The organism is uncultured Salinicola sp. (genome assembly GCF_937921195.1).
Taxonomy (GTDB): Bacteria; Pseudomonadota; Gammaproteobacteria; order Pseudomonadales; family Halomonadaceae; genus Salinicola.
In genome coordinates this window covers 1-15,026 of sequence record NZ_CALFQK010000200.1, presented here as the reverse complement: position 1 = coordinate 15,026, position 15,026 = coordinate 1, and the positions used below count along the sequence as shown (strand labels likewise).

The 15,026-nt window shown below is 65.7% G+C and carries 11 protein-coding genes and 1 pseudogene; 5 read left to right on the top strand and 7 right to left on the bottom strand.

Features of this window, described 5'->3' with window-relative positions; all coding sequences use genetic code 11:
* Nucleotides 1-3,347: DUF2126 domain-containing protein (locus Q0602_RS23365; RefSeq protein WP_298848461.1), on the bottom strand; the 3,347-nt coding region annotated here is incomplete at its 3' end.
* Between the two features lie 222 nt (nucleotides 3,348-3,569).
* On the opposite strand from Q0602_RS23365, the gene Q0602_RS23360 reads away from it, so the two are divergent.
* Both Q0602_RS23360 and Q0602_RS23355 read left to right on the top strand, forming a co-directional pair.
* Nucleotides 3,570-5,024 carry a circularly permuted type 2 ATP-grasp protein gene (locus Q0602_RS23360; protein ID WP_295036256.1) on the top strand — a complete coding sequence of 485 codons (1,455 nt, stop codon included), beginning with the start codon at nucleotides 3,570-3,572 and terminating at the stop codon, nucleotides 5,022-5,024.
* Between the two features lie 4 nt (nucleotides 5,025-5,028).
* The gene (locus Q0602_RS23355; protein ID WP_298848458.1) at nucleotides 5,029-6,027 is read left to right on the top strand and encodes an alpha-E domain-containing protein; all 999 of its coding nucleotides are present in this window, start codon (nucleotides 5,029-5,031) and stop codon (nucleotides 6,025-6,027) included.
* Nucleotides 6,028-6,164: 137 nt separating this feature from the next.
* Here the strand turns inward: Q0602_RS23355 and Q0602_RS23350 are convergent, their stop codons facing one another.
* The 3 genes from Q0602_RS23350 to Q0602_RS23340 all read right to left on the bottom strand — a co-directional run bounded on the left by Q0602_RS23350 (nucleotide 6,165) and on the right by Q0602_RS23340 (nucleotide 8,491).
* A complete protein-coding gene (locus Q0602_RS23350) occupies nucleotides 6,165-7,235 on the bottom strand; it encodes a putative zinc-binding metallopeptidase (RefSeq protein ID WP_298848456.1) in 1,071 nt (356 codons plus the stop codon).
* Nucleotides 7,236-7,322: 87 nt separating this feature from the next.
* Complete coding sequence (locus Q0602_RS23345; protein WP_298848453.1) at nucleotides 7,323-7,742, bottom strand: hypothetical protein; 420 nt, start codon at nucleotides 7,740-7,742, stop codon at nucleotides 7,323-7,325.
* A 143-nt stretch (nucleotides 7,743-7,885) separates the two neighbouring features.
* Nucleotides 7,886-8,491, bottom strand: coding sequence for a Yip1 family protein (locus tag Q0602_RS23340; RefSeq protein ID WP_295036260.1), 606 nt, complete (start codon nucleotides 8,489-8,491; stop codon nucleotides 7,886-7,888).
* Between the two features lie 301 nt (nucleotides 8,492-8,792).
* Here Q0602_RS23340 and Q0602_RS23335 point away from each other — a divergent pair, with 301 nt between their 5' ends.
* Entirely contained in the window at nucleotides 8,793-10,502 is a 1,710-nt protein-coding gene (locus Q0602_RS23335; protein ID WP_298848451.1) for a proline--tRNA ligase, read from the top strand.
* Between the two features lie 14 nt (nucleotides 10,503-10,516).
* Nucleotides 10,517-11,122, top strand: coding sequence for a lytic transglycosylase domain-containing protein (locus tag Q0602_RS23330; protein WP_298848449.1), 606 nt, complete (start codon nucleotides 10,517-10,519; stop codon nucleotides 11,120-11,122).
* Nucleotides 11,123-11,140: 18 nt separating this feature from the next.
* On the opposite strand, the gene Q0602_RS23325 is transcribed toward Q0602_RS23330, so the two are convergent.
* Entirely contained in the window at nucleotides 11,141-11,656 is a 516-nt protein-coding gene (locus Q0602_RS23325) for a peptidylprolyl isomerase (RefSeq protein WP_295037509.1), read from the bottom strand.
* A 61-nt stretch (nucleotides 11,657-11,717) separates the two neighbouring features.
* Nucleotides 11,718-12,254: a transcription/translation regulatory transformer protein RfaH gene (rfaH, locus tag Q0602_RS23320; RefSeq protein WP_295037508.1), complete on the bottom strand. Its 537-nt coding sequence runs from the start codon at nucleotides 12,252-12,254 to the stop codon at nucleotides 11,718-11,720.
* Nucleotides 12,255-12,528: 274 nt separating this feature from the next.
* On the opposite strand from rfaH, the gene Q0602_RS23315 reads away from it, so the two are divergent.
* Entirely contained in the window at nucleotides 12,529-14,022 is a 1,494-nt protein-coding gene (locus tag Q0602_RS23315) for an MFS transporter (protein ID WP_298848446.1), read from the top strand.
* A 17-nt stretch (nucleotides 14,023-14,039) separates the two neighbouring features.
* Here the strand turns inward: Q0602_RS23315 and Q0602_RS23310 are convergent.
* Nucleotides 14,040-15,026, bottom strand: a pseudogene (locus Q0602_RS23310) (zinc chelation protein SecC); the annotation flags it as partial.

The following is a 15,026-nucleotide window of genomic DNA, read 5'->3' as shown; positions in this document are numbered from 1 at the left end:
TCCAGGGTGAACGGATAATCCGCGCTGACCGACCAGTCGGGCACGTCGTGGATGCCCTGCCGATGGCCATGGGGCAGAAATCGGGCCAGGCGCCTCGCCTCGGCCTCGTTGGCATTGACCGGGAAATCCTCGAAGTTGCGCCCGGCCGGATGCGCGACATGATAGGTGCAGCCACCGATCGAGCGCCGATTCCAGGTATCGACGATGTCGAACACCAGCGGCGCATGAACCGGTATCAGGGGATGGAGCGCCGACGGCGGCTGCCAGGCGCGGTAGCGTACCCCGGCCACCGCCTCGCCATTGCGCTCCGTCGCTCTCAACGGCACGCGATGTCCATTGCAGGTCACCACGTAGCGATCGCCGCTCATGCCGCCCACCTTCACCTGCAGCCGCTCCACCGAAGAGTCCACGTAGCGCGAGGTGCCACCGCCGGCGGCCTCCTCGCCGAGCACATGCCACGGTTCGATCGCCTGGCGTAGCTCCAGCTCGACCCCCTGATACTGCACGCGCCCGAGAACCGGGCAGCGGAATTCCAGAAACGGGGCGAACCAAGCCAGCTCGAAGGCCAGTCCATCGTTGCCGAGATCGACCAGTATCTCCTCCAGATCGCGCCAGAGATAGTCAGGCAGCATCCAGCGGTCGTGCAGCGCCGTGCCCCAGCGCACCAGGTTGCCGTACGCCGGCCGATCCCAGAAACGCACGACCAGCGCGCGGATCAGCAAGCCCTGCATCAGGCTCATGCGCGGATGCGGCGGCATCTCGAATCCGCGCAGCTCGAGCAGCCCCAGCCGGCCGGTGTCGCTGTCCGGCGAGTAGAGCTTGTCGATGCAGAATTCGGCGCGGTGGGTATTGCCGGTGAGATCGGTCAGCAGGTGGCGGAAGAGCCGGTCCACCAGCCAGGGTTGCGGGGCCTCTTCCCGGCGCAACTGGCCCAGCGCGATCTCGAGCTCGTGGAGCGATTCGTGGCGCGCTTCGTCCACGCGTGGGGCCTGGCTGGTGGGTCCGACGAACAGCCCCGAAAAGAGATAGGAGAGTACCGGGTGACGCTGCCAGTAACTGACCAGGCTGCCCAGCAGCGCCGGCCGTCGCAGAAACGGCGAATCCGCCGGGGTCGCTCCGCCCAGGGTGACGTGGTTGCCGCCACCGGTGCCGGTGTGGCGACCGTCGAGCATGAATTTTTCGGCACCCAGACGTGTCTGCCTGGCCTCCTCGTAGAGAGTCTCGGTCTGGAAGACCAGCGCCTCCCAGCTCGGCGCCGGCATGACATTGACCTCGATCACGCCGGGATCCGGAGTGATCATGAACTGCCTGAGCCGGGAATCGGCGGGCGGCGGATAGCCCTCGATGAACACGGGCATCTCGAGCTCTGTGGCCGTCTGCTCGATCGCCGCGATCAACGCCAGATAGTGGTCGATCTCGGTGACTGGCGGCACGAAGACATAGAGCTGCCCGTCACGCGCTTCCAGGCACAGAGTCGTGCCGATGACGTCGGGCTGGTCGTTGGGCGCAGCGGCGGCGGAGTCCACGTCAGCGCGATGGCGACCGTTCAGCGCGTTATAGGGCAGGCTCTCGGCGTTCTCCCGCTGCGCATCGGTTTCCTCCGCGTCAGGCCTCGCCGTCGCGTGTCTCACCGCGTGGTAATGGCGCGTCACGCCGCCGTGCGGGTCGGCCATGGCCACAGGCGGCGCCCACAGCGACCGCGGCTGGTCGACACCCCGGAACGCCGCCTGGGGTAGCGACGACAGCGGCAGCCGCAGCCCCATCGGCGAGTCGCCGGGAATCAGGTAGAGGTGATCGCGCCGCAGCGGCCACGTCCCGCTCTGCCAGCCATCCAGCCGAGGGGCGTAGCGCAGCGGTAGCGCATACCCCGTCACTTTGCCGAGCCCGCTCTCCAGGAGCCGGGCCAGACGACGGCGCTCCTCGTCGTCGTCGAGATCGTGCTGGCGAGGATCCAGGTCCACCGCCAGCGTCTGCTCGCGCCACAGGTAGTAGAAGGCATCCTCGTACCCCGGCAGCAGGTGGCTCGGGTCGACGCCCAACTGCACCGCCAGCGCCTCGCCGAAGCGCAACGCATCCGCGGCGGCGTAGCCGGGCACGGCGCTCTCGTCCGCCAGCCAGCGCTCGTCGCGCCATACTGGCACGCCGTCCTCACGCCAGTAGCAGGCCAGCGCCCAGCGCGGCAACAGCTCGCCCGGATACCACTTGCCCTGGCGATAGTGCAGCAGGCCACCGGGCGCGAAGGCGCGACGCAGGCGTTTGAGCAACTGGCCGGAGAGCTTGCGCTTGGTCGCGCCCTGAGCGGCCGTGTTCCACTCGTCGGCTTCCATGTCGTCGATGGAGACGAACGTCGGCTCGCCCCCCATGGTCAAGCGTACGTCGCCGGCCTCCAGGCGGCGGTCCACCTGCTCGCCGAGCCGGTCGATCGCGCGCCACTGTTCCTCGCTGTAGGGTCGGGTGACGCGGGGATCCTCGTGTATGCGCTCCACACTCATGGCGAAGTCGAACGTCACCTCGCACTCGTCGGAGTAGCCGACGATCGGCGAGGCGCTGGTCGGTTCGGGTGTCGCGGCCAGCGGAATGTGCCCCTCGCCCGCCAGCAGGCCCGAAGTCGGGTCGAGCCCGATCCAGCCGGCGCCGGGGACGAACACCTCGGTCCAGGCATGGAGATCGGTGAAGTCGGTATCGGTGCCTGACGGGCCCTCCAGTGCCTTGACGTCCGCCGTCAGTTGCACCAGATAACCGGAGACGAAACGCGCCGCCAAGCCGAGGTGGCGGGCGATCTGGACCAGCAGCCAGGCGGAGTCCCGGCACGAACCGCAGGCCTTCTCCAGGGTCTCCTCCGCGCTCTGTACGCCCGGTTCCATCCTCACCAGGTATCGAACGTCCTGCTGCAGGCGCTGATTGAGCCGCACCAGGAAATCGGCAATGGCGAAGTCGCCCTGGGGCACCTCGGCCAACCAGGCCGCCAATCGCCCGCCGTGCTCCCGAATCTCCAGGTATGGCGCCAACTCCTTGCGTAGCGCTTCCGGGTAGTCGAACGGGTAACGCTCGGCGTAGTCCTCGACGAAAAAGTCGAACGGGTTGACCACCGTCATTGGCGCGATCACTTCGACCGCTATCTCGAGTCGCGTCAGTGGCTCGGGAAATACCACCCGGGCGATGAAGTTGCCGAAGGGATCCTGCTGCCAATTGAGAAAGTGCGGCTTGGCCGAGATATCCAGCGAGTAGGCTTCGATCGGCGTGCGGCAGTGCGGCGCAGGCCGCAGCCGGATCAGGTGCGGGGAGAGAGTGACCGGACGATCGAACACGTAGGAGGTACGGTGAGACAGCGCAACACGTAGGGTCATGGCGATCTCTTCGGTCGAATGAGGGGCTCGTCGTGGGCTCCGCGACGCAGGATTGAGCAAATTCAGGCTAACAGCGTGGGCATTTAGCGTGACAGCGACATAGGCCCCTCACTATGCTTGATCGTGCATGCCGTCTCTTTATATACACGGTTTTGCCGCAATGGGCGACGCGACAACACTCAACAAATGCGTCTTCGACCCCGCCGACAGGAGTCTCCCCCCATGGCCAATGTGGATTGGACGCACTATTCGAACCAGCACTTCTACGACGAACTGCTCAGCACCAATGGCGTCCCCCGGGAAGCGGCCAAGCCGCTCTGCGACATCCTCGCCAGCTTCACCTCCAAGGAGCTCAACGAACGCAAGATCGCCGCGGAAGTCGCCATCCGCACCATGGGAATCACCTTCACCGTCTACTCCGAGGGCAGCACCATCGACCGGGCCTGGCCCTTCGACATCGTCCCCCGCATCATCCCTGCCAACGAGTGGCGCATCGTGGAGGCGGGGCTCAAGCAGCGCGTCGATGCGCTGAACCTGTTCATCGACGATCTCTACCATGATCAGCGGGTCGTCAAGGACGGCATACTGCCCAGGGAAGTCCTGGCCCAGTCGGTCAACTTCCGCCCCCAGTGCAGGGGGATCGACCCGCCCCATGGCGTCTGGGCCCATATCTGCGGTTCCGACCTGGTTCGCGATGGCGATGGGACGATCTACGTGCTCGAGGACAACCTGCGGGTGCCCTCCGGTGTCTCTTACATGCTGGAGAACCGCAACGTCACCAAGCGGGTGCTGCCCGAGCTGTTCGAGACCGGCCGCATTCTTCCGGTCGACGACTATCCCGCCCAGCTCTACGACATGCTGGCCAGCATGTCGCCCCGCCCCAACGATGAACCGCAGATCGTGGTCCTGACCCCCGGCATCTACAACTCGGCCTACTACGAGCACGCCTATCTCGCCCAGCAGATGGGGGTCGAGCTGGTCCAGGGATCCGATCTGATGGTGGACGATGACGATATCGTGCACATGCACACCGTCGATGGGCTCAAGCGGGTCGATGTGATCTATCGGCGCGTCGACGATCTTTTCCTGGATCCGGAGGCTTTCCATCCGGATTCCCTGCTCGGCACGCCGGGGCTGCTGCGCGCCTGGCGGGCGGGGAAGGTGGCGCTGGCCAACGCCCCCGGCGCCGGCGTCGCCGACGACAAGGTGGTCTACGCCTTCGTGCCCAGGCTGATCAAGTACTATCTCGACCAGGAGCCGACCATCCCCAACGTGCCCAGCTACCTCTGCATGCTCGAGGAGGACCGCCGCTACGTGCTCGATCACCTCGACGAGCTGGTGGTCAAACCCGCCAACGAGTCGGGCGGATACGGCATGCTGATCGGCCCGCGGGCAACCGAGGAGGAGCGTCGGGAGTTCGCCAGGCGCATCGAGGCCGATCCGCGCAACTACATGGCGCAGCCCACGCTTGCCCTGTCCACCGCGCCGACGCTGTTCGACGGCGCTCCGGAGCCCCGCCACGTCGATCTGCGGCCGTTCATCCTGTCCGGCCCCGAAACCCACGTCACCATGGGTGGATTGACGCGCGTGGCGCTGGTCAAGGACTCGCTGGTCGTCAACTCTTCCCAGGGCGGTGGCAGCAAGGACACCTGGATCGTCGAAACCGAGGGGGAGTGAGGCCATGCTGTCACGAGTCGCCGAGAACCTATACTGGCTGGCACGCTACGTCGAACGCGCGGAGGACACTGCCCGGCTGATCAGCGTCAACAGCAACCTGCTTCTCGACATGCCCGGCAAGGCGGCGCTGAGCTGGTCGACGCTGATCGACATCACCGGCAGTGGCGAGGTCTTCGATACGCTGTTCGACGAACGCAACGAGCGCAATGTGGTGGACTTCCTCTGCCTGTCACGCGAACACGACAGCTCGATCCTGTCGTCACTGGCCAACGCCCGGGAAAACCTGCGCACCACCCGCGACGTGGTGCCACGGGAAATCTGGGAAGAGATCAATCACTGCTATCTGGAGATCAGCGAACAGACCCAGGCCGGCATGAAACCTCGCCAGCGCGATGGATTTCTCAAGAGCGTCACCCGGGCGTGCCAGACGTTGACCGGCTTGATCGAGGGCACCTTGAGCCATACCGAAGCCCGCACGTTCCTCTCGCTGGGGCGCCATCTCGAGCGCGCCGACATGACCACGCGGATCATCGATGTGCGCTCCGGCAACCTGCTCCCCCGCAACCCCGAGGAGCTGATTCCGTTCGAACACCTGCAGTGGATGAGCGTGCTCAAGTCGCTGACGGCCTATCAGATGTATCGCCAGAACGTGAGACTGCGGGTGAGAGGACCGGACGTGCTGCGCTTTCTGCTGCAGAATCGCGCGCTGCCCCGGTCCGTGCTGCGCAGCCTGGAGGAGGTCAGTTGGGAGCTGCAGTCGCTGCCCAATCACGACCGGCCGCTGGCGGTCGCCGCCCTGGTCCGCGCGGAAGTCGCCGAAGCGGACGTGCAGTCGCTGGCACGGGCTCCGGATCAGTTGCACCGGTTGATCGACGAGTTCCAGATCGGCTTCAACAATCTCCACGAAGCGATCGCCAGCGCCTACTTCGCGGTGAGCGAACGGCCGGTCAAGTCGTCGCAAACCCAAGAGCAGACGATGCTGGACGACGATGACGACGACTGATCGGAACGACCGCCGGATTCGACACCTTCCGACAGAACCGCAGCCGAGACGGCTGCATCAGCCAGCCCGTATGACCTGATGAGATCACCTCATCGGGTCACCCGTCGTTTCGCATCCGCCCGCGTTTGAAGCAGCCTTCAGGCCTGGGCCGTCGTCGCGCCTCGCGACACCACTCCATGGATGTAATGGAGCTTGTCGCGGATCGGTGGCGTGATGACCAGCGGCACCATGTCCAGCAACCCCATCTCGCGATTGAGCTCGTTCAACGCGAGGCCGATCTGCTGGTAGGCCAGGATCATGCCGTCGATGCCGCCATCGTGCTCGGCACGGCGCATGCCGAGATTGTCGCCCGTGTCCAGCACGGCGACGATGTCCTGGTAGGCGGCAAAGGTTTCGGCGAAATCCTCCCAGGCGTGCATGGTCGCATAGGCAGAGACATGGGATGCCGGCCAGTCCGGCGCGGGCCCCTGCTCGTAGTAGCGCTCCAGCGCCTCGGCATAGGTCGGGTCGTCGTGATCGCCGAAGACGGCACGGCTCCCCTCCTCGTCCTGCCCCTTGATCAGCAGGTCCCAGTAATAGTGGCCGATCTCGTGACGGAAGTGGCCGATCAGGGTCCGGTGGGACTCGTTCATGTCGACGCGCAGGCGCTCACGCTCCGCGTCGTCGGTCTCCTTCAGATTGATCGTGATCAACCCCTGGGCATGGCCGGTGTAGACCTTCTCGCCACTGCCGGTCGATCGCCACAGGCCTGCGTCCGGCATGGCATCCGCCATGAACGCGAAACTGAGCGGCAATGGCGATTCGTCTTGTGGAGCGGGATGCGGCAGGCCGATCAGATCCAGAGTGTAGAAGAGCCGCCGCTTGGCGGCTTCCAGGGCTGCCCAGCGTGCCCGATGGCCCTCGACCGAGAGATCGGGGATCACCGCGTTGTGTCGGCAGCAGTCGCAAAGCCCACCGTAAGCCGCGTGATCTTCCGGGGTCTGCATCCGGTTGCAGACGCCCTCGCTGGCGAAGTTGAAGCACTTGACCAGGGCCTGGCCACACCCCGGGTTGGCACAACGGTAGCCGACCTCGCTGTCCGGGATCATCGCCGCGATGGCTTGGCACGAGGGGCACCAGCCGACTTCCGCATCGCAGACGACGCACCGGGTGTTATCGAAGAACAGCCGACTCGGCGGGTTGCAGTGATGGCATTCGAACGTACGCATGACCAATCTCCCTATCAGTGGCGCAGCGAGGCTGACGACGGAATGATTCCACACGCCAGACAAGAAGATTAGCAAAACGCGGCAGACTCAGGAGCCCATCGCGTTGCGACGATCAAATTCGATTCTGGAGAAGGCCTGATCCAGGTTTTCCACCCGGTCCACCACCGCGGGCTCCCCGGCCTCGATATCTTTCCCGGTACGCGTCTCGATCAAGGTAGCGAGCGATGCGCTGTCCAGTTGGCCGTCGTAGTGGACGCGATCGACCGAGGCGTCGGCGGAACCCGGCAGATAGATGGTGTTGTTGGAGAAGTCCACCGCGTAGGCAATCACGCCGGGGATGATGAACAGCAGCAGTCCCAACCCATCGGCAATCGCCACGCCAGGATCGATGCGACCCTGGAGCTGGCCCTTGCGCTCGGGATAGAAAAGCGTACCGCAACCGGCAAGCGAGAGGACGAGCCCGGACACGACCGCGCCCACCACGAGACGTCGCAACAGAGAAAGCATTGAAGAGTTCCAGTGACAGTTGGTGACGCAAGGTAACCTAATCCATCACCCACCATCCGTCCAGGCATCGAACCTGGCCGAGCGTCTCCAGAAGTGGCGCCCGAACTCCGGTCGGGCGCCTCGACAGGCGCTGGACTACCGGATCAGACCAGTGATGCGCCGTAACCCCACAGCAGCACGGTAATGGCCAGCAGGGCTTCCAGCACCAGCACGCCAATGGCGAGCGCGGCGCTCGAGGCCCGCAGCCCCTCGTGCTGATCGATGCCCAGGAACGACGGCAGTCCCGCATAGACGAGATACACCGTGTAACAGAGCCCTGCGATGCCGGCCAGCAGGCACAGCCACACCAGTGGATAGAGCGCCACCACGCCGCTCAGGAACATGGGTGTCGCCATGTATCCCGCGAACACGACGCAATGGCTCAAGTCGGGACGCTCGGGATAGCGGCGCGCCAGCCAGTGGATGACGTTCCCCATCAGCCACACGGCACCCAGAATCAGCGCATAGAAGATGATGGCCAGCAGCACGGCCGTCGATGGCGATACGCTCACCGTCTTCGCCATCCCGGTCTCCGTGGTGCCGAAGTGCCAACCCACCACTGTCGTGCCGATGAAAGCGCAGACCACCGGAATGGCGGCCATCAGCAGCACGTGGGAACCGTAGAAGTGCGACACGGTCTCGTTCTCGCCGCGGATCTGTTGCCACTCGCGATTGGGATGCGTGAGCAGTCCCCAGACGTGATGAATCATGAAACACCTCCTTCCGGCGCGGGCCGCCAACGACGGATGTTCGATGGTGTCCTGTTCCGCTCGCCTCTCCGACGACGCCGGATGCGACCCTGACTTTCACTATAGAAAAGATTGCGGGAGTGGAAAGGCCAATCTCACCGTCGGGTTCGCACTGGCCGGGGGACGGAGCTTTTTAGCGTCGGCCCCTCCCCGTCGGCAGTTCCCATCTCTATACTGGCCAGCCTGAGAACGACTGCAGATCACGCCATGTCCCTACAGGCGCGTTCCGCTCGACGCCGATGAATACAGGAAAGAACACCCAATGCGTGCCAGCCAATTACAGATCTCGACCCTCAAGGAAACTCCGGCGGACGCGGAGATCGTCAGCCATCAACTGATGTTGCGAGCCGGCATGATCCGACGCCTGACATCGGGGCTCTACACCTGGCTGCCAGTGGGGGTGAGGACGCTGCGCAAGGTCGAGCGCATCGTTCGCGAGGAGATGGATCGGGCCGGTGCGCAGGAGGTGCTGATGCCCGCGGTACAGCCCGCGGAGCTATGGCAGGAGTCCGGCCGCTGGGACGAGTACGGTCCCGAACTGCTGCGCCTCAAGGATCGTCATCAGCGCGACTACTGCGTGGGCCCGACCCATGAAGAGGTCATCACCGACCTGGTGCGTCGCGAGATCGGCAGCTACAAGCAGTTGCCGACCAACTTCTACCAGATCCAGACCAAGTTTCGCGACGAGATCCGCCCCCGCTTCGGTGTCATGCGTTCGCGCGAATTCATCATGAAGGACGCCTACTCGTTCGATACCGACGAAGACGGTCTCAAGGCGTCCTATCAGCGCATGTACGACGCCTACGTCCGGATCTTCACCCGCCTGGGCCTCGATTTCCGTCCGGTACTGGCCGACAACGGCTCCATCGGCGGTACCGGCTCGCACGAGTTCCACGTGCTGGCCGATTCCGGCGAGGACGCGGTGGTCTTCTCCACCGGCTCGGACTACGCCGCCAATATCGAGAAGGCCGAGGCGCTGCCGCCCGCGGGCGCCGAGCGCGCTGCCCCGCAGGAAACGATGCGCCAGGTGCCCACGCCCGGCGTTCGCACGATCGCGGCGCTGGTCGATGGGTTCGGCCTGCCCATCGAGAAGACCGTCAAGACGTTGATCGTGCATGCCGCCGGCGGCGGCCTGATCGCGCTGATGGTGCGTGGCGACCATCAGCTCAACGAGATCAAGGCCGAGAACCTCGACGCCGTCGCGGCGCCGTTGACCATGGCCAGCGAGGAGGAGATTCGGGCCGCCATCGGCGCGGGCCCCGGCTCGCTGGGACCGGTCGGGCTGCCGCTGCGACTGATCGTCGATCACAGCGTCGCGCTGATGAGCGACTTCGGTGCGGGCGCTAACGTCGACGATCAACATCTCTTCGGCATCAACTGGGAGCGCGACCTGCCGCTGCCGGAAGTCGCGGATCTGCGCAATGTGGTCGAAGGCGATCCGTCGCCGGATGGCAACGGCACGCTGTCGATCACCAGGGGCATCGAGGTCGGCCACGTGTTCCAGCTCGGCCAGAAGTATTCGCGGGCCATGAACGCCACCGTGCTCGATGACACCGGTCAACCGGCGACCGTGTGGATGGGCTGCTACGGTATCGGCATCACCCGCGTGGTGGCGGCAGCCATCGAACAGAACCACGACGCCGGCGGCATCATCTGGCCCGATGCCATCGCCCCCTTCCAGTTGGCGATCGTGCCGATGAACGCGCACAAGTCGGATCGGGTTCGCGAAACGGCCGACAGGCTCTACCAGGAGTTGACCGATGCCGGCATCGATGTGCTGCTGGACGATCGCGATCTTCGCCCCGGCGTGAAGTTCGCCGATCAGGAGTTGATGGGCATCCCTCATCGCCTGGTGGTCGGCGATCGCGGACTCGACAACGGCGAGCTGGAATACAAGGGTCGTCGCGACAGCGAGGTCACCATGGTGGCGGTGGACGAGCTCCGACACTTCCTCGACGCCAGGTTCGCCTGATCACGCGCCAGCTCGTGACAAGGTCTCTTCTCGCGCTGGCGGCAACGACCTGGCTCGTCGCCGCCAGCGCGAATGCCGGGGAGCAGACTGCAAGCGAGATCGACGAGCCGCTCTCCCAGGCGCTGCTCGATGCCCTGTCGCGGGTCATGGCGGAGCCCGACGGGTTCGAGGACGCCTTCGACGCCCAGGTATGGCTACTGGACATGCAGTCGCGGCTGGCCAGGCGGCAGCCCAAGGCCTACCCCTCTCGCCGCCAGCGGCTGACCCTGCTCGAGCGAATCCACGCCGAAGCCCGGCGTGCCGGCCTGCCGCCAGAGCTGGTCCTGGCGTTGATCGATGTGGAGAGCCGTTTCCAGCCCACGGCGGTCTCGCCGGCCGGAGCGCTGGGATTGATGCAGGTGATGCCGTTCTGGAAAGCCGAGCTCGGCCGCCCCCAGGACGACCTTCACGATATCGACACCAACCTTCGCTACGGCTGCACCATTCTCGCGCACTATCTCGAGCGCGAGCAGGGGGACTGGACCCGCGCGCTGGCGCGCTACAACGGCAGCCTGGGCCGCACGATCTACCCGGAGCAGGTGATGCAGGCCTGGTTCACCCGGTGGTGGGTCGATCGCTGACTCCAGTTCCGGCGACAGCTAGCGTTTGCGATCCTCGACCTCGGTATGTGACGTCCCCGGTGGGAGCGGATGGCCCTTGGCCAGTTCGGCCCGCGTCGCCTCGCGCACCTCCAGCACCTCGATGTCGTAGGTCAGCGTCTCCCCCGCCAGCGGATGATTGGCATCCACGGTGACCCGCGTGTCGTCGGCCGCCACGACCGTGACCGTGCGCGGGCCGTCCGGGCCCTGAGCCTGAAACCGCTGGCCCGCCTGGAGTCGCTGATCCTGCGGGAAAGCCGAGCGCGCGCTGACGCTGACCAGCGCTTCGTCGCGCTGGCCATAAGTGTCGCCAGGCGCCAGCGTGACACGCAGCCGCTCGCCGGCCCGCCGGGCGGCCAGCGCGCTCTCCAGCGCCGGGAACAGGTTGCCGTGGCCGTGAAGATATTCGAGTGGTCGTTGACGCGCCCGGGAATCGTCCAGGGTGCGACCGCGCTCGTCCGCGAGGACGTAGTGAAGGGTCGCAACGTGGGACGGCTCGATGGCGAGCTGGCTCATGATGGCTCCAGAGTGAGGGTGGTATTCGTGGCGATGAACTGGCGGCAGTCGGATCGATGGCTCAGGAGGGATGCTTGCGCAACGCCTCCACGGAGACTTCCAGACGCTGGGTCTGCTGTAGCAGGTTGAGCAGCACGATGGCCCGCTCCTCGCCCTTCTGCGCCTCGAAAACCGCCTGAAGCGCACGGAAAGGCCCGTCGGTGATCTCGACGATATCGCCCTGGCGATAGTAGACGTTGGCGCGGTCACGGCTGCTGTCGGCACTGACGCGGTCGCGTAGCGTATCGACCAGCGCATCCTGCACGAACACCGGCTCGTTGCCGAAACTGACCAGCCGCAATACGCCACGGGTGGAACGGATCGGCCGCCAGTTGCTGGCCATTCGATCGAGACGAATGAACAGATAGTGCGGGAACAGCGGCTCGGCCACCCAGGCCAGCTTGCCACGCCGGCGCTTCTGGACCTCGAGCACCGGGTGGAACACCTCGTAGCCCTGGTTGTCGAGATGTTCGCTGGCACGAAAGGACTCGCCGCCCTTGCATTGGATCACGTACCAGCGGGGTAGCGACTCGCCGTCCTGCGTCGACTCACTGGTCATCGGTATATCCTTCCTGATCACAGCCACTAAAGAGACAATCCATGTCGTCACGCCCGTTGCCGGGGCAATATCACACGCTATCGCGGGATCGCCGACACGGCATTCGGGCCAGACGCGACAGGCCATCTAGCGTACCATTTTCGATCCGACTCGTCCGCCCGCGGCGGGTCGATCCGGTTTCTTGGAAACACTGAATAGATCGGCGAGCAGGATGAAGCGCAACGCAGCGATTCACCTGCGCAGACATTTAGGCAGCGATTCCTTTGGAGGTTGCATGCAACACGAGCCACGTGACTGGCTGACATCCTTGCGCGTCTATCTGCGGGCTCCGGTCGTGACCTTGCTGTTTTTGGGGTTTTCCGCCGGCCTACCCTACCTGCTGGTGTTCTCGACGCTCACCGCCTGGCTCGAGGACAGCGGCGTCGAAGTGGCCGCCATCGGTTTCTTCAGTTGGGTGGGGCTGCTCTACTCGATCAAGCTGTTCTGGGCGCCGATCGTCGACCGCGTCAGGCTACCGCTGGTTGGGCGCTGGCTGGGCCAGCGCCGCAGCTGGATGCTGCTGGGCCAGGCCCTGATCGGCGGCGGCCTGCTCGGTCTCTCCGGGCTGGACCCCGCCGGCCACCTGCCGCTGGTGGCGGCCTTCGCCCTGCTCACCGCCTTCGGCGCCGCGACCCAGGACATCGTCATCGACGCCTATCGTATCGAGTCCGGCGAAGCGGCCATCCAGGCAGCCATGGCATCGACCTACATCATCGGCTATCGCATCGGTATCGTGATGGCCGGCGCGGGCGCGCTCTACATCGCCGACGCCGCTTCCTGGGCGGTCGCCTACCTGAGCATGGCCGCGCTGGTGTCGGTGGGCGTGATAACCGTGCTGGTGCGGCCGGAGCCGCCACGCCCCCAGAGTCTCTCGGTGGTGCTGTTTCATCCGCGGGTGAAGCGCTTCCTGCGCCAGCGGCGACAGCGGCCCGGTTGGCAGCGTCAGGCCGGTGCCTGGCTGATCGCCGCGGTGGTCTGCCCGATCAGCGACTTCTTCCAGCGCTACGGCCGGCTGGCGCTGTGGCTGCTGGTCTTCATCGGCATCTACCGGATCAGCGACATCTCGATGGCGGCGATGGCCAACCCGCTCTACCTGAGTCTGGGCTTCACCAAGAGCGATATCGCCAGCGTCACCAAGGTCTTCGGCGTGCTGATGACCATCGGCGGTGGCGTGCTGGGCGGCCTGCTGGTGGTTCGCTACGGGCTGGGCCGAATGCTGGTCGTGGGCGCGCTCGCCGTGGCGCTGACCAATCTGCTGTTCGCCTTGCTCGCCACCGGCGGCGACAGCCTGCCGCTGCTGGTCGTCGCCATCACCGGGGACAATCTGGCCAACGGACTCGCCAGCACGGTCTTCATCGCCTTCCTGTCGAGCCTGACCTCGCGCACCTACACCGCGACCCAGTACGCGCTGTTCTCGTCGTTGATGACGCTACCCGGCAAGTTCATCGGCGGCTTCTCCGGCCTGGTGGTGGCCGATCTCGGCTACGCCAGCTTCTTCGGCATCGTCTGCCTGCTGGGCCTGCCTGCGGTGGCACTGGCCTGGTGGCTCAGTCGACGTTTGCCGACACTCGATGGCGCGGAGGCCGATACCGGCGGCTCAACGACCGGGCACCCGGCCGCGGCGTTTCAGGGAAGTCCGGAGTTTCAGGAGAGCCCGGGGATTCAGGAGAGGGCAGCGCGCCCGTCGATGCGTGCCGACGGGCGCCAGGGCGAGGAGTCGGGCCGCTGAGCAGCCCGCCGAAGCCTTCAGCCGAGGGACGTTCTCTGCCGGGCGAGCCACTCCAGCGCGCCATCGGAGGCCACCCACTGGTCGCGCATCAGCTGGCGGTACTGCCACGCCTCCGCCCGCGTCCCCGGCTCCGGCATGTCCTCGCCGAGCCGCGCCGGACGGGGCCTGTCCTCGCACAGGATCGTGAGGATGTAGGGGTTGGAGGCGTAGACCTCCCGCAGCACGGCAAGCGCATCGTCGTGCCGGGTCAGGCGATAGAGCGCCAGCACCCTGCCCATCTGCACCCCCAGCATCTCGGCGCCTTCCGGGCCCTGCTCGCTCACCGCCAGCGCCTGCTCGTCACGCCCCTCGCGCAGCAGCTGATCGATCACCAGCTCGCGCAGGCCGAGGCTGTCCTCCTCGTCCAGTGCCAGCAGCCGCTGGGCCAGTCGCCGCGCCTCCTGGCCCGCGCCCCGCTCCATGCCGATGACCAGCGCCAGCCCGGTCCGCAGTAGCGTGGCATTGTCCGCGTCGTGCCAGGAGAACGTCCCACCGGCGTCCTCGAGCTGGCTCAGCCAGAAGCCGTAGCGTTCGGCCAATGGCGTGAAGAAGGTATCGACCATCCACGGCAGGCTACCGAAGCGGCTGGCCAGCGCCAGCGTCAACGCCTGCATCACGCGAGGTGCGTCGAGCCACTCCGGATTCGAGCACAGCGCCTGCAGCCACTGCGGTGCCGTCACCCAGGGGTCGCCCAGGAATCCGAGCGCGGCATCCTCGTCGATCTCGACCTCGCAGGCCTCGGCCCAGCCCCGGTAGAGCGACGCCTCGCGGGCGCTGGGCTCGTACAGCAGCGCGCCGTCATCGACGTGACTCAGCTCGAGGCGTGGCGGCCGCTGCTGGGTGTGCAGCAACGCCTGCAGCGCCGTCAGTGGACCGGACAACGCCTCTTCGGAGTGAATCACCTGCTCTGCCAGCGCCGCCTGGGGATCGTCACGACAGGCAAGGCCTACCTCGATGTGCGCCAG

Bases quoted from the DNA above. Each gene is read 5' to 3' on its own strand.
- Q0602_RS23315 (WP_298848446.1), top strand. From the start codon at position 12,529: ATGCAACACGAGCCACGTGACTGGCTGACATCCTTGCGCGTCTATCTG.
- Q0602_RS23350 (WP_298848456.1), bottom strand. From the start codon at position 7,235: ATGCGTACGTTCGAATGCCATCACTGCAACCCGCCGAGTCGGCTGTTC.
- Q0602_RS23335 (WP_298848451.1), top strand. From the start codon at position 8,793: ATGCGTGCCAGCCAATTACAGATCTCGACCCTCAAGGAAACTCCGGCG.
- Q0602_RS23360 (WP_295036256.1), top strand. From the start codon at position 3,570: ATGGCCAATGTGGATTGGACGCACTATTCGAACCAGCACTTCTACGAC.
- Q0602_RS23325 (WP_295037509.1), bottom strand. From the start codon at position 11,656: ATGAGCCAGCTCGCCATCGAGCCGTCCCACGTTGCGACCCTTCACTAC.
- rfaH (WP_295037508.1), bottom strand. From the start codon at position 12,254: ATGACCAGTGAGTCGACGCAGGACGGCGAGTCGCTACCCCGCTGGTAC.
- Q0602_RS23355 (WP_298848458.1), top strand. From the start codon at position 5,029: ATGCTGTCACGAGTCGCCGAGAACCTATACTGGCTGGCACGCTACGTC.
- Q0602_RS23345 (WP_298848453.1), bottom strand. From the start codon at position 7,742: ATGCTTTCTCTGTTGCGACGTCTCGTGGTGGGCGCGGTCGTGTCCGGG.
- Q0602_RS23340 (WP_295036260.1), bottom strand. From the start codon at position 8,491: ATGATTCATCACGTCTGGGGACTGCTCACGCATCCCAATCGCGAGTGG.